Here is a 19,689-nt window from a genome sequence, read left to right on the forward strand (position 1 = left end):
ACTGTGATTCCTAAATAAAATAAGAATCACAGGTTTTTCTATATTTTTTAATACTTAAAGCAGTATTGTTTTACTTTACTCCTTACCCAACGAACTATTTTCAACTGTTGGTACTTTTTCAACATCAAAAGGTTTTCCAAGGTAAACCAATTGAAAACCATCTTTTATTTTTTCAACAATATTTAATCCAAAAGAGGAAATAATGTGTAATTCGCCTTCTATATCTTTAATAAATAAAGGAATTATATCGTCGTCGTTATTAGTAATTTCAATAAGGCTTTCGTAATGCGCTTTATCGGTCAAATCAATCTCCTGAATACTTGGGTGACGACGCGAAAGCTCTAAAAGCGAATTAAAATCGTCGCGATGCGAAAATAATCCTTCTTTTGGATGATTACTAAAATCTTGATCGAGCATTTCCTGTGTGGTAATCAATCTAAACGAGCCATTTTCTCCAAATTGATTTCCAAATTTTTCAATAGCGTATTTGTTGATATCGGAATTTCCCGTTAAAGCCATTAAATAACCTACATCACTAAGTTCAATATTATCCATAAGCGTATCGGAATAAATATTGGTAGAAATAGCTTCAAGCCCAAGTTCACGTGCCTTTTCAATATTGCGTTCGTTACTATCAATTAAAACCACATGGCGCCCATTGGTTTCTAAATAATGCCCAAGCAAGCGTGATACTTTCGAAGCACCAACTATTAAAATACCTCCAGATTTTTCTAAAAATACGCCAACCAATTTTGCAAATAATCTTGCCGTGGTTGCATTAAGTAAAACCGTTCCTAACACAATCATAAACACCAAAGGTGTAATGTATTTGGCATCGGTAACGCCTTTATCGGCAAGTGTTAAACCAAATAACGAAGCTATACCTGCAGCTACTATTCCGCGCGGGCCAACCCAACTAATAAAAAGCTTTTCTTTAAGACGTAGTTTACTGCCTTGTGTACTTAAAAACACGCCAATTGGCCTAATTATAAAAACAACACAAGCAAACAAAATAGCCGCATTCCAATTATAAACAAGTAATAAATCTTCAAAATTTATATTGGCCGCAAGTAAAATAAATAAAATTGAAATTAATAAAACACTCAACGATTCTTTAAAATACAACAACTCTTTAAGGTAAGGCGATTTAGAATTTCCTAAAACCATGCCCATAACTACAACAGCCAATAAACCAGATTCGTGAGCAAAAACATCAGATAAAATAAAAACACCCAAAACCGCAGCTAAGGCAAATACATTAAGTAAATAATGTGGCACTAATTTTTTATTTATTATAAAGTTTAATGCGTGAGCAAATGTAAAGCCGAATGTAAAGCCGAATAAAACAATTTTTCCAAATTCAATTAAAGCCGTTTTTGTAAACTCGCCTCCTGCACCAACACTAATAAACTCGAATACCAAAACCGCAACAAGTGCTCCAATTGGGTCTATTAAAATACCCTCCCATTTTAAAATAGCCGAAACATCTTTTTTTAAGGGAATGTTTCTTAAAATAGGTGTAATTACTGTGGGTCCCGTAACAATTATTAAAGCCGAAAATAAAAAAGAAATTTCCCATGTTAAATAAAACACGTAGTGTGCCGCAATAGCAGCACCAAAAAAGGTTACAACAGAACCTAAGGTTATTAATTTTGTAATAACCGGTCCTACATTTTTAATTTCGTTAATTTTAAGTGTTAAGCCACCTTCAAAAAGAATAATACTAATGGCTAAAGAAACAAAATAAAATAAGCTTTCGCCAGGAAATAAACCCTCTTTACCATTCCAAATTGGTTCAATCCATTTCGTTCCGTCGTGCGATAAATATTCGGCTGCAAAAGGGCCAACAAGTAGGCCTATTAAAATTAAAGGTAAAATAGCCGGAATTTTAAATTTCCATGCTACCCATTGTGCTAATATTCCTAAAATAATTATCCCTCCTAATGCAACCATATGTTAGTGTTATAAGCTACTAATTTAAAAAATTCTGCTAAGTTTAAGTTTTTTAATGCACATTGTTATAAATTTTTAGTATTTACCAAGCTATTAAAACTTTATATCTTAATAAATTCTTAACGTTTTTAAGCAATCGTACTAGATTTCTTAATTTTACATTCTTATGAATTTATATCCTATAAATGCTGGTAATTTTAAGTTAGATGGTGGCGCTATGTTTGGCGTGGTTCCAAAATCGTTATGGCAGCGTACCAATCCGGCCGATGCTAATAACATGATTGATTTAACTGCCCGTTGTTTATTAATTGAAGATGGTGACCGCCTTATTTTGATTGATACCGGCATGGGTAATAAACAATCGGATAAATTTTTTAGTTATTATTACCAATGGGGTGGATTTAATTTAGATAGTTCTTTAAAAAAACATGGATTTCATCGCGATGATATAACCGATGTGTTTTTAACCCATTTACATTTCGACCATTGTGGCGGATGCATACAATGGAACAAAAACAAAACAGGCTACGAAACGGCTTTTAAAAATGCCCATTTTTGGAGTAACCAAAACCATTGGCAATGGGCAACACAACCAAATGCACGCGAAAAAGCATCGTTTTTAAAAGAAAATATTTTACCAATAGAAGAAAGTGGCCAATTAAAATTTACAAACATTCCAGAAAGCGACTTACTTAAAAACTCTCAGCTTGGTTTCGATATTTTTTTCGCCAATGGCCATACCGATAAACAAATGATTCCTATTATTAATTACAAAGGCAAAACCATAGTTTTTATGGCCGATTTATTGCCAACTGTTGGGCATTTACCATTACCCTATGTTATGGGTTACGATACCAGACCGCTTTTAACGCTCACAGAAAAGCAAAAATTTTTAAATATAGCCGCAGATAATAATTATTATCTATTTTTAGAACACGACGCTCATAACGAAATAATTACAGTAAAACATACCGATAAAGGCGTTAGGCTAAACGAAACGTTTGAAACAACAGATATATTTAGTTAAATTATAAGATAAACTCAAAATAAACAAATGAAAATTATTAAACCCTTATTCACTTCTGCCGTATTTTCGGCAGTATTATTTGGCTGCGGTACCGGAGCTAACATAATTTCTACACCACCAGAAAATATTGATACCTCACCTTTAAAAGTTTCGGAACTAACAGAAACCGAAAAGCATAATTGGGGCCATTTAGACATGATTGCCGATACCATTCCTGGTATGAGTGTAGATAAAGCTTACGCTGAAATTATTAAGAACAAAAAAGGGAAAAAAATTATTGTTGCTGTAATTGATTCTGGAATCGATATTGACCACGAAGATTTAAATGATGTTATATGGACGAATGAAGATGAAATACCAAACAACGGAAAAGACGACGATAATAACGGTTATGTTGATGATATTCATGGCTGGAATTTTCTTGGTGAAGGCTATAACGAACAATTAGAATATGTTAGAATTGTAGCTAGCGGAGATACTAGCAATCCAGATTATGCTGCCGCTAAGGCCGAATACGATTCGCAATACCAAACTTGGTTAGGACGTAAAACACAATACGACCAAATTTACCAGCAAATTATGGCTGCAGACCAAATTTTAGCAAAAGCTACAGGTAAAGAAAAATACACTAAAGAAGATGTTAATGCTATTGAAAGTGAAGATGAAAAAGTAAATCAAGCAAAACAAATGGCACAATACATATTTAGTAATGGTATGGAATCGATGGATGAAGCCAAAGAAGAAATTAATTCTGGTTTAGAACAAATTAACGAACGTTTAAACTATAACCTTAATAAATCGTTTACAGGTCGCGTAAATGGTGATAATCCAGACGATTTATCTACAAAATTCTACGGTGACGGAAATGTAAAACCAACTGTGAAAAGTGAAAGCCATGGTACACACGTAGCCGGAATTATTGCTGCAGAACGTAATAATGGCTTAGGTGCAAATGGTGTAGCTAACAACGTAGAAATTATGAGTATTAGAACCGTGCCTAACGGAGACGAATACGATAAAGATGTAGCACTTGCTATTCGCTATGCTGTTGATAATGGTGCTTCTGTAATTAACGGAAGTTTTGGTAAAAGTTTTTCAACGCATAGCGATTGGGTACGCGATGCCATTGCTTATGCAAGTGAAAAAGATGTAGTTTTTGTTCATGCAGCAGGTAACGATAGTAAAGATGTAGATACAGAACCTAATTTTCCAGACGATAACATAAATGGTGAAGAAATATCGAACACCTACATTCGTGTAGGCGCATTGGCTCCAAAATATGGTTCAAACTTAGTAGCTGGTTTTTCTAACTATGGGAAACAAAATGTCGATGTTTTTGCTCCAGGAGCAAGCGTTTATTCTACAACTCCAGAAAACGAATACGATACCAAAGGCGGAACATCTATGGCAGCGCCTGCTGTTGCTGGGGTTGCTGCTTTAATTCGTTCTTATTACCCTACTTTAAAAGCTTCACAGGTAAAACAAATTATTATGGACTCTGGCTTAGCTTTAACACCAAAAGTTATTGTTGGTGGCAATAGCAGTGATATTCGTCCGTTTGCCGAATTATCAAAATCTGGTAAAATAGTAAATGCTTTTAACGCATTAATAATGGCTTCAAAAGTAGCCGCTCAATAAAAAATTATTATTATGAAACGTTTTTTTATATCGCTTTTAAGCCTGTTTTTTTTATTATCCTGTGGTGGAGGTAAAGGCGCTGCTTCTAATAAAGCAACACCTCCAAATACGCCAAAAACACCAATAATTTCGAACGTAAATTCTGGATACTGGCAACAACATGTAGATTACAAAATGGAAATTGATATGGATGTAAACACCTATCAATATCAAGGAAAACAGCAATTGGTTTACACCAATAATTCACCAGATGTTTTAAACAAAGTATTCTATCATTTATACTTTAATGCTTTTCAACCTGGTAGCGAAATGGATGTACGTTCGCGTACAATTGCAGATCCAGACCGTCGTGTTGAAGATAGAATTAGCAAACTTAAGCCTAACGAAATTGGTTATATAAACGTTAATTCTTTAAAACAAAACGGAACCATTTTAAAACACGAAACTGTGGGTACCGTTTTAGAAGTTGAATTAGCAAAACCTATTCAACCTGGCGAAAAAGTTACCTTCGATATGGTTTTTGATGCCCAAGTGCCTGTACAAATTCGTCGTTCTGGTAGAAACAACAAAGAAGGTGTTGCACTTTCCATGACACAATGGTACCCAAAATTAGCCGAATACGATTTTGAAGGTTGGCATGCAGACCCATATATTGGTCGTGAATTTCACGGGGTTTGGGGTAATTTTGATGTAAAACTAACAATAGATAAAAATTATGTTGTTGGTGGTACAGGTTACTTACAAGGAGAGCCATCTGTAAAAGGCAATAAAAAAACCATGCATTTTAAGGCTCCAAAGGTACACGATTTTACTTGGGCGGCAGATCCAGAATATATTCACGATACCTTACAAATGGAAAATGGTCCATTGCTTAATTTTTACTACAAAAAAACACTTCCGGAAGAAAATTTAAAATTCTGGAAAGAATTTCAACCTAAAGCTGCGGCGTTAATTAAATATTACTCCGAGCACGTTGGTAAATATCCTTACAAACAATACTCTGTAATTCAAGGTGGTGATGGCGGTATGGAATATGCTATGTGTACTTTAATTACTGGTGAACGTAGTTTTGGTAGTTTAGTTGGTGTTACAGCTCACGAAATGGCACATACTTGGTTTCAATTTTTACTAGCGAGCAACGAGGCAAAACACGAGTGGATGGACGAGGGTTTTACAAGTTACATTAGTGATTTAGCAATGAACGAAGTTATGGAGACTAATAAAGAAAATCCAACTGCTGGCGCTTACAGAAACTACCTGTATTTAGCTAAATCTGGTAAAGAGCAACCGTTAACTACACATGCCGATAGATATGCTTACAATCAAGCTTACAGTATTTCGGCTTACAGTAAAGGTGAAGTGTTTTTAGCTCAATTAGGTTATATAATTGGAGAAGAAAACTTAAAGAAAACCATAAAAAAATATTTTACCGATTTTTCTTTTAAACACCCAAAACCATTAGATATTGTTAGAACTGCCGAAAGAGTTTCTGGTTTAGAACTCGATTGGTATTTAATAGATTTTGGACAAACAACAAACACTATAGATTACGGTATTACATCTATTGAAGATAAAACTATAACTTTAGAGCGTATTGGTTTAATGCCAATGCCTATAGATTTAACAGTAACCTACACCGATGGTACAACACAAAATTATTACATACCATTACAAATGATGCGTGGGGAAAAACCAACCACTGCAACCCTTATAAAAGATTGGGCATGGGCATATCCTACCTATACATTTAACGCAGAAAAATCGGTTAAAAGTGTACAAATTGACCCAAGTGGTTTAATGGCAGATATTAACCCAGAAAATAATACGAAGTAGATTTAATTTTTATATTAATTTTAAAAACCTTCTGTTAAAACAGAAGGTTTTTTATTTTTATAATTTACATACCTTTGGCAAATAAAAGCACAATAATTGCGTCTTACCTACCCTAAAAACGAAAAATTAAAAAGCAAAACGCTTATCGACGAACTATTTTCCAGCGGTAAATCGGTTTCGGCCTACCCTTTGCGTTTAGTATATTTACCAACAACATTTAACGAAAATGTACAGGCTAAAACAGGTGTTTCGGTAAGTAAGCGTAATTTTAAAACTGCGGTAGCTAGAAATCGTATAAAACGTTTAATGCGTGAAGCTTATAGATTAAATAAACCCGATATATTTAACAATTTATCAACGCCACATGCGTTTATGATTTTGTACATTGGTAAAGAAATACCAAGCTTTAACCTTGTAAATACTAAAATGAAGCAACTTTTCGAGAAATTTTCGAATAAAAGCCAAGCCTAATAAAAATTCGTTCATGAAAAAATTATTAAAAAGAAAAGTAATTATTCCCGTTTTACTTTGTGCTGTATTTTTAACAACTTCAGCATTTAAAAACGATTTTTTTGAAATTGCAAAGCAAATTGAAATTTTCACTATGCTCTTTAAGGAAATCAACATGAATTATGTTGATGATACCAACCCTGGCGAACTTATGGATACCGCTATAAAAAGCATGCTTGCCGATTTAGATCCGTACACCAATTTCATGAACGAACAAGATGTTGAAGCGGCAAGAATTAACAACACTGGCGATTATACAGGCATTGGAGCCAAAGTAAAAACCTTAAAAGATAAATTATTAATTATTGAACCTTACAAAGATTATCCTGCGGATAAAGCGGGCCTTAAAGCCGGGGACGAAATTATTAAAGTTGGCAACACTTCTATTTTAGATTATAAAGACGATGCGGGTAACTTATTAAAAGGTACCGCCGGATCGCAAGTTGAAGTCACTTTTAATAGACAAGGCAAAACACAAACTACAACCATTAAGCGCGCCGAAGTAGAAATTAAAGCTGTGCCTCATTTTTCAATGATAAACAATAACACAGGTTATATTGTTTTAAGTTCCTTTAGCCGTAAAGCGCATAGCGAAACCAATTATGCACTGCGCGATTTAAAAGCACAAGGTGCTAAACGTATTATTTTAGATTTACGCGGAAACCCTGGTGGATTGGTTAACGAAGCTATAAAAATTGTTAACCTATTTGTACCCAAAGGTCAATTGGTAGTAACCACTAAATCTAAAGTTAAAAAATACAACCGTACATATTACACACAAAACGACCCTATTGATACCGAAATTCCTTTGGTTATTTTAATTGATGGTAAAAGCGCTTCGGCTAGCGAAATTGTATCTGGATCTTTACAAGATTTAGATCGTGCTGTAATCGTGGGTTCTCGTAGCTTTGGAAAAGGTTTAGTGCAACGCCCAAAAGAATTAACATATGGAACACAAATAAAAATTACTATTTCGCGCTATTACACGCCTTCTGGCCGTTGTATTCAAGCTTTAGATTATTGGCATAGAAACGAAAACGGAGAAGCTGTTCGTGTAAAACAAGAAAATTACAACGAATTTAAAACTAAAAACGGACGTAAAGTGTTTGATGGTGGTGGTGTTTTCCCAGATGTTTTAATAGGAAGTTATAAAACCTCACCCATAACATCTGCAATTGTTAATAACGATTTAGTGTTTAACTATGCAACAAACTATTATTACAAACATAAAATTAACGATATTAACAGTTTAAAATTAAATGATACCGATTTTAAAGACTTTAAAAATTATTTAAAAACTAACAATTTTACTTTCGAAACCGATACAGAGAAAGCGCTAAGAAAAGCCTTCGAAATTGCTAAAAAAGAAGAATTAAACGATAATATAAATACAGATTATAACACGTTAATTTCAAATTTAAACAAATCGAAATCAACTGTAATCGACGAAAATAAAGACTATTTACTTAACAAACTTACAGAAGAAATAGTAAAACAATATGCCTACCGAGAAGGTTTATACGACTATTATAAAATACACGATAACGACATAAAAAAAGCTACCGAAATACTTGGTAACCTAAGTACCTATTCTGGATATTTAAATTAAAATACCGTTGAAATATGCTGTATAACAGTATATAGCTTCGATTTCATTTAAAAATATTATATTTATCACATAGGTTGCTATGAACAAAGTTTTAATAATTATACTTCTCAATTTTATTTCAATTTTAAGTTTTTCGCAAGAAAATTTAAAACACGAAGTCTATTTTGAAACTGATGAATTCGTAGTACCAAATACAGAAACTAATAGGCTTTTATTATTTATTTCTAAATTAACCGATGTAGATATAGAAACTATATCTATTTTTGGATTTTGTGATGATAGAGGCGCCGATACTTACAATTTAAAACTCTCACAACAACGTGCCGAAGCAATAAAAACTATTTTTTCTGAAAACGAAATTAGCGAATCATTAATTACAAACGTAGATGGTAAAGGCGAAATTTTATTAAAAATAGTTGAAGAAAAAAACCTGTTAAAAATTAGAGGTTTAAATCGAAAAGTTGAAATTATTGTTACACCAAAACCACCTAAACCTGTAGTTAAAGCTGTTGAAATAATACAACCACCTAAAGAAAAAACCGTTGTCGAAAAAATTAACGAAAGCGTTAAAGGCGATAAAATAATTTTTAAAGATATTTTATTTAAAACAGGTTATGCTACTGTTACTCCAGCAACTAAAAAAAACTTAACTGCCATAGCTGAAGCATTAGCCAACAGACCAGATATTTACTTTACCATTCAAGGGCATGTGTGTTGTACAAAATATTCACGCGATGCTATAGACAGGAAAACAAAACTTAGAAATTTATCGGAAGCTCGAGCAAAATATGTTTACGATTATTTTGCGAAAAAAGGCGTAGATAAAAAACGCATGAGACATCTAGGAATGCGACGTAAATTTCCATTAGGTGGCGATCCTAAATTCGATCGTCGTGTTGAAATTGTAATCAATTACGTAGATAATGCCAACTAAATGTTATGCGCTTCAAAACCTTATATATATTCGTTATTTTAATTGTTTTTCAGTTAAAACTAACAGCGCAAACTTATGTTCCAGATAATAATTTTGAACAAGCATTAATTAATTTAGGTTACGACACTGCACCTATAGACAATTTTGTGCCCACAGCTAATATTAACACCATTACAAACTTAGATGTTTCTGCACAAAATATAAGCGATTTAACAGGAATAGAAGATTTTACAAACCTAATAAGTTTAGACTGTTCACAAAACCTATTAACAACCTTAAATGTATCTCAAAATAGCTTATTAACAGAGTTATATATTCACAATAACTTGCTAACAAATATTGATGTTTCAAACCTTAAAGCACTAAAAATTTTATGGTGTTACTCAAACAACTTAAACACTTTAAATGTTATTAACAATACAAGTTTAATTTCGTTAGTTTGTTGGAATAATAATCTATCCGTTTTAAACGTAACTAACAATACAGCATTAACCGTATTGGTTTGTGAAGAAAATAATATATCGAACCTAGATATAACTCAAAATACAGCATTAAATAGATTGCAGTGTGGTAACAACACATTAAATAATTTAAACCTAAAAGAAAATACAAATTTAACCTATTTGACTTGTGAAAATAACCAACTAACAACACTAGATATTAGTGAAAATAAAGCGCTAAAAACAGTAATTTGTAGTAACAATAATTTTAAAACGCTTGATTTTTCTAAGAATTCAAACCTATCTTATTTAGATTGTAATACAAACGAATTATGTACCTTAAACCTTAAAAACGGTAATAATTCTGCTATAACTTTTATAGATTTTAGCAATAACGATTTTTTAAATTGTGTAGTTGTAGATAATGAAAATGATGATTTTAGTACTTGGCAACCAACTAATTTTAACAATTATACAAATACTGTTGAAACTTGTAGTGTTTTTGTTCCCGTAGATGAAATTGATGATTTTATAGGAACAACCTACACCTTACCAACTTTAACAAACGGTAATTATTTCACCGAATCTGATGCCAACGGAACACCTTTAAGCGCTGGAGATGTTATTAACCAATCGCAATTAATTTACATTTATAATGCAACCGTATGCGATAGTAATGAATCAAATTTTTATGTTTTTATAACAGATTCAGATTATTATATTCCAAAATATTTTACACCTAATAACGATGGTAGCCACGACTTATGGCAGGTTATAGATAATACTAATGTTATTAACACAATTAGTATTTACAATAAATACGGAAAACTTATAAAATTTTTAGCACAAGGTATTTTAGAATGGGATGGCACTTTTAAAGGTAACCATTTACCAACCGACGATTATTGGTATGTTATAAGTTTTAATACTGGTGAAGTTTTATGGGGCCATTTTACATTAAAACGCTAATTTTTAAGCATTGCTATATGCGGTATACCATCTTCAAGATACTCCTCTCCTATTTCGTTAAATCCTAAGCTGTTATAAAACTTTTTTAAATAACATTGTGCAGAAATTTTTATTTCTGTTTCGTTAAAATACTTACTAACCGCAGTTATTGAAGCTTTCATTATATCGTAACCGTATTTATGTTTGCGTTCGTTTTGCGCCACTACTACTCTACCAATGCTTGATTTTTCAAAATAATCACCAGGTTTAAAAATGCGTGTATAAGCCACTATTTTTTCATTTTTAAAACCTAATACATGAATCGCTTTTTGGTCTTTATAATCTATATCTTGGTAAACACAATCTTGTTCTACTACAAATACCTCGCTTCGTAATTGTAATATATTATACAGCTCGTTGGTAGTAAGTTCGTTAAATGTTTTAGTTTGTATGGTTAGCATATATAAGTTTTACTAATTAGTAGTTGTCACCTAGAGCGAAATCGAAAGGTTTTAAAAAAATTAATCCTGAACAATAATATCTTTTATATCATCTTTATTAAACTCAGGTTGAATAGTAACGTGGTTAATATTAAATTTTTCTTGTAATACAGCTTCAATGGTTAATAAAATAGCATCAAAATCTGTGATGTTAACATCTTCAATTAAATCTAAATGTGCTTCTAAATGCAATTCATCATCACTTAAATTCCAAATGTGTACATGATGTAATTTTTTTACTTTTGGTAACTTGTTAACTTCGTTTACAACTTCTTTAATGTCAATATGTTCTGGTGTGAATAACATTAACATTTTGGTAGAAGATTTTAATAAAAAATACCCAACCCAAATTAAATACAAAGCAATTAAAAAAGTGAGTAAACTATCTACCCAAAACATATTAAAATACTTCATTAACAAGCCACCAACTAAAACAGCAATACTTGCTAACATATCTGTTAATAAATGTATGTAAGCAGATTTTATATTAATATTATTATTAGATTCTTTTTTTAGCAAATACACACTAAATCCGTTTCCTAAAATAGCCACAAGCGCAAGTATTATAACTAAATTAGATTCAATGGTTTGCGGATTTTTAAAACGCTGTACAGCTTCTTTAATTAAAATAATAGCAACAATTATTAAAGTAGAAGCATTTATAAAAGCTGCTAAAATTTCGGCACGCTTATAACCAAAAGTACGTTGTTCTGAAGCCTCTTTTTTTGCTAATTTATTAGCTATATAACTAACTATAAGCGATAAAACATCACTAAAATTATGCAATGCATCGCTTAATAGAGATAAACTACCAGAAATTAAACCACCAATTACTTGAGATGCTGTAATAACTATATTTAATAATATAGAAACTAACAGATTCTGTCCATTTAAATCTTTATAATGAGTATTTTGGCTATGCGAATGTTTGTGTTCCATTCATATTAACAAGATAACGGAATTTTATCTACACGACGTTGATGACGACCACCTTCAAATTCTGTATTTAAAAACGTTTCAACCATTTCAACAGCTTGTTCTATAGCTGTAAATCGCGAAGGAATGCATAATATGTTAGCATTATTATGGCCTCGAATAAGTTCAACAATTTCTTTAGTCCAACATAAACCAGCACGAATACCTTGATGCTTATTAGCTGTAATAGCAACACCATTGGCACTACCACAAATTAAAATACCAAAAGTAGCTTTTTGGTTGGTAACATCTGTGGCAACTGGATGAACAAAATCTGGATAGTCTACACTATCTTTACTATCTGTACCGTGATTTAAAACGGTATATCCTTGTTCTTCAAGATATTTTACAATTGCGAATTTATAATCGGTACCAGCGTGGTCGTTTCCTATAGAAATTGTCATTTTTTTATACTTTAATATATGTATACAAAGGTAACGAATTAGTATTTAGATAGCTATTCTGTAAAAAAACTTATCATTTATATTAACATGTTAATAATCTCGTGTTTTTTACAAAAGCTGTGTATTAGTTTTTCATTACCTGTTAATAACTGTTGATATGTTTATAAAATATTTATTTGGTTTTTATCTAAAAAATTACAATCCGTAACGTTTACGTAACACACAAATAAGTTAATGTAAATTTTTAGTTAACTTATAAGCACTAAAATGTACAGTTATAAGCTATGTTAACTAAATATTTTATTAAAAATTTACTGTTAGTTTAGTTATTAACAGCTGTTAATAGTAAAATAAAAAAGCTTAAAAATTAACAAGTTAAGTATGTTCATAAATGTTAATTACCTATCAATAGTTTTAAATAACATACTTTTCAAAATAAAAATCTAAAAAGTTATACCGCTATTAACAAACAATAATCATCATCAATATTTTTTTAAAATTTTTAAAAGAAAAAGATATTATAATATATAGTGTGAATAACTTCAATTTAACATTAATTAAAACGTTTTACATTTTATTATTGTAGCTTTGTGTAAACAAATAGCTATTACTTCGCCTTTTTAAGCTATTTTTATAACAGGCTTTCTAATATTTTGTTATTAGGAATTAAAAGATTACTCAAATTATATGAGCAGAAAAAGAAAAGGAAAATCCAGAAAAAACGGTATTTCCAACCTTACAAATACAATATTAAGTATATTAAAAAAAGAACGTAACCAAGCGTTTAACTACAAACAAATAGCAGCAAAACTTGGTGTTAACGATGCTAGCAGCCGTAACCAAATTATAAAAACTTTAGCTAAACTTGCAGCTAAACAAGAAATTGAACAAGTAGATCGTGGTAAATTTAAAGCCGTTGTTAATACCGAATATTACGCCGGTATTTTAGATTTATCGTCGCGTGGATCTGGTTATATTATTTGCGACGAGTTTGAAGAAGATATATACGTAGCTTCAAACAATATTAATCGTGCGTTAAACGGTGACGAAGTAGAATTTTACTTATACAAACGCCGTAAACGCGGCAAAATGGAAGGTGAAATTACCCAAGTTTTAAAACGAGATAAAAGTGAGTATGTAGGTGTAATTCAATTACATAGTAATTATGCATTTGTAGTGCCAGATAGTACAAAAATGTATAAAGATATTTTTGTACCCATAAATAAAACTTTTAAGGCTGAAGATGGAGATAAAGTATTAGTAAAACTTGAAGATTGGCCAGAAAAAGCCGATTCACCTTACGGAAAAGTAATAAAAGTCCTGGGTAAACCTGGAGAACACAATACAGAAATTCATGCTATTTTAGCAGATTATGGCTTACCAAGCGAGTTTCCAGAAGCCGTTGAAGCTTATGCAAATGAGTTAGATACATCTATAACCGAAGCCGAAATAGCAAAACGCCGCGATATGCGTAAAGATTTAACCTTTACCATCGACCCGAAAGACGCAAAAGATTTTGATGATGCTTTATCATTTACAAAATTAGAAAATGGTTTATTCGAAGTTGGTATTCATATAGCGGATGTATCGCATTATTTGCAAGAAGGAACTGTTTTAGATGATGAAGCGTACGAGCGAGCTACATCGGTTTATTTAGTAGATAGAGTTGTGCCAATGCTGCCCGAAGTATTATCTAACAATGCCTGTTCATTGCGTCCGCATGAAGAAAAATATACATTTTCAGCAGTATTTACTCTAAACGATAAAGCTGAAATAAAAGACCAATGGTTTGGCAGAACCGTAACTTACAGTGATGCTCGTTTTGCTTACGAAGAAGCTCAGGCAATAATTGAAAATAATTCCGGTGTCTCGCTGAGTGCAATCGAAACGTTAAAAATCAATACTGAAATTCCAGAAGAAGTATCATTAACAGGAAAAACATACCAAACAAAACCGGAAATTGCCGAAGCCGTTTTAGTATTAGATAAACTTGCTAAAAAAATGCGTGGTGTTCGTATGCAATCTGGAGCTATTTCTTTTGATAAAGTTGAAGTAAAATTTAACTTAGATGAAAATAATGATCCGGTTGGGGTTTTCTTTAAAACCAGTAAAGATGCTAATAAGTTAATTGAAGAATTTATGCTTCTTGCTAACCGAAAAGTATCGGAATTTATTGGTAAACAATCACCTAAAAAAACCTTTGTTTACAGAGTTCATGACGAGCCAGACGAAAGTAAATTAGCCAGTTTACAAGGTGTTGTAAAACGTTTTGGTTATAAACTCGATTTTAAAGATAGAAAATCTACTTCAGCGTCATTAAATAATTTACTTAAAGAAGTTAATGGTAAAAAAGAACAAAATTTAGTAGATACTTTAGCCATACGAAGTATGAGTAAAGCCGAATATTCTACACACAATATTGGGCATTATGGTTTAGCATTCGATTATTACAGTCACTTTACATCGCCTATACGACGTTATCCAGACGTTATGGCACACCGATTACTACAACACTATTTAGATGGCGGAAAAAGCGCTAATGAGGATGTTTACGAAGAAAAATGTAAACACTCCAGCGATATGGAAAATTTAGCTACAAAAGCCGAACGTGATTCTATTAAATACATGCAAATTCGCTTTATGGAAGATCATAAAGATGAAGAATTTATAGGCGTTATTTCTGGAGTAACAGATTGGGGTATTTATGTTGAAATTATTTCGAATAAATGTGAAGGTATGGTAAGTGTTCGTGATATGACAGACGATCATTATGCTTTCGATCAAGAACTTTATGCTATGGTTGGGAGAAGTAATAAAATTGTTTACCAACTTGGTGATGAAGTTGTTGTAAAAGTAAAAAATACCGATTTAGTTAAAAAACACCTCGATTTTACATTAATTGGAAAGGCAGAAGAGGTATAAAATTTTTAACCTTTAAAAGAAATAAAGGGCTTAAGCATTCTAATTTGTACAAATTAGAATGCTTTTTTTTCGCTTTTATCTAATAAGTAATATTTTAAATTCGTTACAAAACTTTAGTATTCTTCTTAATTAATTAACTCTTTTTGTATAAATATACTTAATCTAAGTACGTATTATTTTATTAATACTTAAGTATTTAGTTGATATAAATGAGTCAAATTTTATATTGTTTAATTTTAAATCACTAAAATTAAGGTATTTGTAAAAAACACAAATATGTAAAAAAGCAGTTTTTAAAATGATAAAAATCATGTATGTTTGTAATATATAAGTATTTTATAAGTATTAATACTTATTTTTTAATCTTAATCGCAGACAATTATGAGTAATATAAGTACAAGTAAAGCTACAAAAATTACACTTACAGATTTTAAAACCGTACAAATGCGTACATTTCATTTAAGTTGGATTGCATTTTTTTTATGTTTCTTCGGTTGGTTTTCGCACGCACCATTAATGAAATCTACTATTGCACCAGATTTAGCACTTACTAAAGCACAAACAACCTTAGCTTTTATTGCTTCTGTAGGCGTTACCATTTTTGCACGTTTACTTATTGGTTCATTATGCGATAAAATTGGTCCTAGAAAGAGTTATGTTTATTTACTCATTTTTGGAGCTATTGCTGTGGCTAGTTCATCCTTTGCTTATTCTTGGGAAACCTATTTATTGTCAAGATTAGCCATTGGAGTAATTGGTGCATCGTTTGTAATTACGCAGTATCACACTTCGGTAATGTTTGCACCTAATGTTATTGGTATTGCAAATGCTACAACTGCTGGTTGGGGTAATTTAGGCGGTGGTGTAACAAATGCTGTTATGCCTTTAATTGCTTCTGGAGTTTTGGCTTTAGGACTAGCCGAAGCTAATGCACATTGGCGTATTGCTATGTTTGTTCCAGCAATAATTATGTTAGTTGTAGCTTTTTTGTATTGGAAATATACTACAGATTGCCCAAAAGGTAATTATGTTGATTTGCCAGAAGAAAGACCTCAAGTTAAAAAAGGTGAAAAAGGATTGTTTTTAACAGCCGCTTCAGATAAGCGTGTATGGATATTATTTTTAATGTATGCAGGTTGTTTTGGTATGGAATTGTTTGTTACCGGTAAGGCTTCAACATATTATCAAGAAAAGTTTGGTTTAAGTCAAGAATCGGCTGGTTTTATTGTGTTATTTTTTGGGGCAATGAATTTGTTTGCGCGTTCTACAGGTGGATGGATTGCCGATAAATTCGGAAAGAACTCTGGACTTAATGGTCGTGTTAAAATATTAGTTTACGTGGTTATTGCCGAAGGTATTGCATTATTGTTATTTTCTCAAATGAATGTTTTAGGATTTGCAGTTGCAAGTATGGTATTTTTCTCGCTATTTGTGCAAATGGCAGAAGGTGCCACATATTCGGTAGTACCATTTATTAACAGAAAAGCTCTAGGAGCCGTTTCTGGTATTGTTGGTGCAGGTGGTAATGTTGGTGCAGTGCTTTATGCACAGTATTTATTAAGAAGTGGTTCTAGTTTACAAGAAGCATTTTTTGCCTTCGGATTTATTGTAGCTGCAGTTGGATTTCTTGGATTGCTAGTTAAGTTTTCTCCTAAAGAAGAGCAGGCAGCAAAAGATGAACAAAAAAGAATAGAAGATTTACAAAAAGCGGTAGATAACTCGGCTGTTACTGCCTAAAAATTTGGTAAATATTGTTAAATAAGAAATCCTGAAAAGTTGAGCTTTTCAGGATTTTTTTTGATTGGTATTCAGGTTTTTATAAATTTAGTAATCGGTTACCGAGCTCCAGTTTTCACCAGATTTTATGCGGTATAATTGCATTTCGGAAATGCCAAATTGTTTGGCAATCATTTTTAAACGTGTTCTGCGGTTAGGATCGTTTATTTTTCGTTTTATTAACCTAACTTTACTTTCGGTAAGTTTCGCATAAGTACGTTTTCTAGGTTTATTTTTATATTCTGGATTACTAAATTGATGAATTTCTTTTTCGCGTTTAGTAGCCCATTTTAAGTTTTCAACGCGGTTATCATTTTTATCGTAGTTTAAATGAATTACGTAAACGCCGTCATTTTGCTCTAAAAAGTGTTGTGCAACAAGTTTGTGAATGTATCGGCTGGTTGATTTTCCATTTACCTTTTGTTTTACTGGTAAATTTCGGTAACCATTTATATAAGATTCCTTTACTAAAAATTCTTTTTCGCCTTTACAGTTAATAACTCTTCCGTAGTTTGAAATTTTAAATTTTTCGTTTTCGGCAATACCTTCATCAAATTTAATTTCTTTCCATTCTTCTTTCCAATAATCTCTTATCATAGGTTTTCATTTTAAATTGTAAAAAATAGCAAGAATCTAATTTACGTAAAATAAGAAGAAGCATAAAATGTTTCTCTTAAAAACCGTTGGTTTAGAGTTATTTGAAAGAATTAAAATACATCTAATATTATATTTTTCTTAATTATTTTAAGTTTTTACGAATGTGTATTTTGAAAAGTGTTTTATGGTTTATTATAACCTTATCATGACTAATCAATTTTTTGAAGTGAAAATAATACGTTTAATTGGATGTAATAAATTTTATTTCAAGCTAAAAATTTTAGTAATTATAAACGGGTATTAAGTATATGCTAAGGAAAAAAAAGAGAGACTTCTTATTAAAAAGTCTCTCTTTTAAAATTTTATATGGATTTGTATTACATGTTAAATTGTTCGGTAGTTAAACCGTTATTAAATTTAATGTTGCTCCAGTTTACAAGTATCCAAGGGTCTTGAGAAACAGCTGCATCCCAAGTCGATTTTTTATACTTGCGCGTTGTTGGTATTAATAGATCATTAATTTTTTCGTATTCTAAAGTCATTAAAAACGGTGTTTCCATAACACCAAAATCGGCAACAGTAAATAAAAACTGATCTACTAATTGGGTTTTTTTATTAATGTAAAGCTGGTATATATCGGTTGGTTTATCATTTTTAGTTTCAAACGATACTTTTACAATATCGTAATTAGTATCGTTTATAACAGTATCGCCTAAATGCTCGTAAATTAAACCTGGATCCAGTAATTTTTGAAACATAGCAAACCAGTAAAAGTTTGTAGGTCTATTAAAAGCAACACGTTTTAAGGCTTTTTCGTCGTTAATTGGGGTAGCTTCATGTTTTAACCAATAGTTTTTTCCGTTGTAACCTTGTTCTAAAATACCTTTTAAATCGGGTAAAGTTCTTTCATGTTGTTCATATTTTCCATAAGAAAGTTCGCCATTAAATATGTATTTTTCTGTTGATACATCTTTTTTACCATCCGGTGTTTGGTATGTATAGGTATAAACAACATCTTTTTTTGCACGAAGCTTGTCGTAATTTCCAACAGTTTGTACTAGGTTATAAACCAATTCATGGCCTTTATTTTTAAAGGTTTGTTTTGGTGTTTCTGTGGCTGGTTTAATTTCCGATTTTTCTGTCTTAGTTTTGTTATTGCAAGATATGGCAAGTAAACTTGATAGCATTATAGCCGAAAAGTATTTTTTTGAAATCATAACTGTTATTTTTTGGATAAAAATATAACTAAATAAACGGTTAGCTATGTTTTATATGTAACTTTAACAATCTTTTAAATACTAACAAGTAAATATATTAGATAAACATGATTTTAACGACAACACCCAATATTGAAGGCCATAAAATTGTAGATTATTTAGGAATTGTTTCTGGCATTTCTAGCAATATAAAAACCGCGTTTTCATTTAAAACTGAGAAGAATTTAAATTTATTTTCTGAGGCTATAGATAAAGCTAAAGAAGAAGCATTTCAAAAATTAAAATCAAATGCGATGAACTTGCAAGCAAATGCGGTTGTTGGTATAACTGTAGATGTGGAAACTGAATCTGGCGCATATTTTTTTATTTCGGTTACAGGTACTGCTGTAAAAGTGGAATAAATTAT

General features: G+C 31.5%; 16 protein-coding genes. 10 read left to right on the forward strand and 6 right to left on the reverse strand.

The window, feature by feature from the left end:
• Window positions 1–75 precede the first annotated feature (75 nt).
• Window positions 76–1,953: a cation:proton antiporter gene (locus LG651_RS03150; RefSeq protein WP_226694699.1), complete on the reverse strand. Its 1,878-nt coding sequence runs from the start codon at window positions 1,951–1,953 to the stop codon at window positions 76–78.
• A 166-nt stretch (window positions 1,954–2,119) separates the two neighbouring features.
• Here LG651_RS03150 and LG651_RS03155 point away from each other — a divergent pair, with 166 nt between their 5' ends.
• From LG651_RS03155 to LG651_RS03185, 7 genes are all read left to right on the forward strand, one after another.
• Window positions 2,120–2,980, forward strand: a complete 861-nt coding sequence (locus LG651_RS03155) for an MBL fold metallo-hydrolase (RefSeq protein WP_226694700.1) — start codon at window positions 2,120–2,122, stop codon at window positions 2,978–2,980.
• Between the two features lie 27 nt (window positions 2,981–3,007).
• Window positions 3,008–4,618 (forward strand): S8 family peptidase, encoded by a 1,611-nt coding sequence (locus LG651_RS03160; protein WP_226694701.1) that lies wholly within the window; start codon window positions 3,008–3,010, stop codon window positions 4,616–4,618.
• 12 nt (window positions 4,619–4,630) lie between these two features.
• The gene (locus LG651_RS03165; protein ID WP_226694702.1) at window positions 4,631–6,451 is read left to right on the forward strand and encodes a M1 family metallopeptidase; all 1,821 of its coding nucleotides are present in this window, start codon (window positions 4,631–4,633) and stop codon (window positions 6,449–6,451) included.
• 96 nt (window positions 6,452–6,547) lie between these two features.
• Complete coding sequence (gene rnpA, locus LG651_RS03170) at window positions 6,548–6,922, forward strand: ribonuclease P protein component (protein WP_226694703.1); 375 nt, start codon at window positions 6,548–6,550, stop codon at window positions 6,920–6,922.
• Between the two features lie 13 nt (window positions 6,923–6,935).
• The gene (locus LG651_RS03175) at window positions 6,936–8,570 is read left to right on the forward strand and encodes a S41 family peptidase (RefSeq protein ID WP_226694704.1); all 1,635 of its coding nucleotides are present in this window, start codon (window positions 6,936–6,938) and stop codon (window positions 8,568–8,570) included.
• A 79-nt stretch (window positions 8,571–8,649) separates the two neighbouring features.
• Window positions 8,650–9,504, forward strand: coding sequence for an OmpA family protein (locus tag LG651_RS03180; RefSeq protein ID WP_226694705.1), 855 nt, complete (start codon window positions 8,650–8,652; stop codon window positions 9,502–9,504).
• Window positions 9,505–9,509: 5 nt separating this feature from the next.
• Entirely contained in the window at window positions 9,510–10,913 is a 1,404-nt protein-coding gene (locus LG651_RS03185; RefSeq protein WP_226694706.1) for a T9SS type B sorting domain-containing protein, read from the forward strand.
• On the opposite strand, the gene LG651_RS03190 is transcribed toward LG651_RS03185, so the two are convergent.
• Genes LG651_RS03190 through rpiB form a run of 3 tightly spaced genes read right to left on the reverse strand, consistent with a single transcriptional unit; the run spans window position 10,910 to window position 12,771 of the window.
• On the reverse strand, window positions 10,910–11,353 hold the full coding sequence (locus tag LG651_RS03190) for a GNAT family N-acetyltransferase (protein WP_226694707.1): 444 nt from the start codon (window positions 11,351–11,353) through the stop codon (window positions 10,910–10,912). The genes LG651_RS03185 and LG651_RS03190 overlap by 4 nt on opposite strands.
• Before the next feature lie 60 nt (window positions 11,354–11,413).
• On the reverse strand, window positions 11,414–12,331 hold the full coding sequence (locus LG651_RS03195) for a cation diffusion facilitator family transporter (protein WP_226694708.1): 918 nt from the start codon (window positions 12,329–12,331) through the stop codon (window positions 11,414–11,416).
• 5 nt (window positions 12,332–12,336) lie between these two features.
• A complete protein-coding gene (rpiB, locus tag LG651_RS03200) occupies window positions 12,337–12,771 on the reverse strand; it encodes a ribose 5-phosphate isomerase B (protein WP_226694709.1) in 435 nt (144 codons plus the stop codon).
• A gap of 687 nt (window positions 12,772–13,458) precedes the next feature.
• Between rpiB and LG651_RS03205 the strand changes: the two genes are divergently transcribed.
• Together LG651_RS03205 and LG651_RS03210 are read left to right on the forward strand one after the other, a co-directional pair.
• Window positions 13,459–15,693 carry a ribonuclease R family protein gene (locus LG651_RS03205; RefSeq protein ID WP_226694710.1) on the forward strand — a complete coding sequence of 745 codons (2,235 nt, stop codon included), beginning with the start codon at window positions 13,459–13,461 and terminating at the stop codon, window positions 15,691–15,693.
• Between the two features lie 381 nt (window positions 15,694–16,074).
• Window positions 16,075–17,430, forward strand: a complete 1,356-nt coding sequence (locus tag LG651_RS03210; protein ID WP_226694711.1) for an MFS transporter — start codon at window positions 16,075–16,077, stop codon at window positions 17,428–17,430.
• Between the two features lie 87 nt (window positions 17,431–17,517).
• On the opposite strand, the gene LG651_RS03215 is transcribed toward LG651_RS03210, so the two are convergent.
• Window positions 17,518–18,066, reverse strand: a complete 549-nt coding sequence (locus LG651_RS03215; protein ID WP_226541943.1) for an NUMOD4 domain-containing protein — start codon at window positions 18,064–18,066, stop codon at window positions 17,518–17,520.
• A gap of 377 nt (window positions 18,067–18,443) precedes the next feature.
• Window positions 18,444–19,283, reverse strand: a complete 840-nt coding sequence (locus tag LG651_RS03220) for a DUF6503 family protein (RefSeq protein ID WP_226694712.1) — start codon at window positions 19,281–19,283, stop codon at window positions 18,444–18,446.
• 107 nt (window positions 19,284–19,390) lie between these two features.
• Here LG651_RS03220 and LG651_RS03225 point away from each other — a divergent pair, with 107 nt between their 5' ends.
• Complete coding sequence (locus LG651_RS03225) at window positions 19,391–19,684, forward strand: YbjQ family protein (RefSeq protein WP_226694713.1); 294 nt, start codon at window positions 19,391–19,393, stop codon at window positions 19,682–19,684.
• The last annotated feature ends 5 nt before the right edge of the window (window positions 19,685–19,689 follow it).

The organism is Neotamlana sargassicola, from assembly GCF_020523965.1.
Taxonomy (GTDB): domain Bacteria; phylum Bacteroidota; class Bacteroidia; order Flavobacteriales; family Flavobacteriaceae; genus Neotamlana; species Neotamlana sargassicola.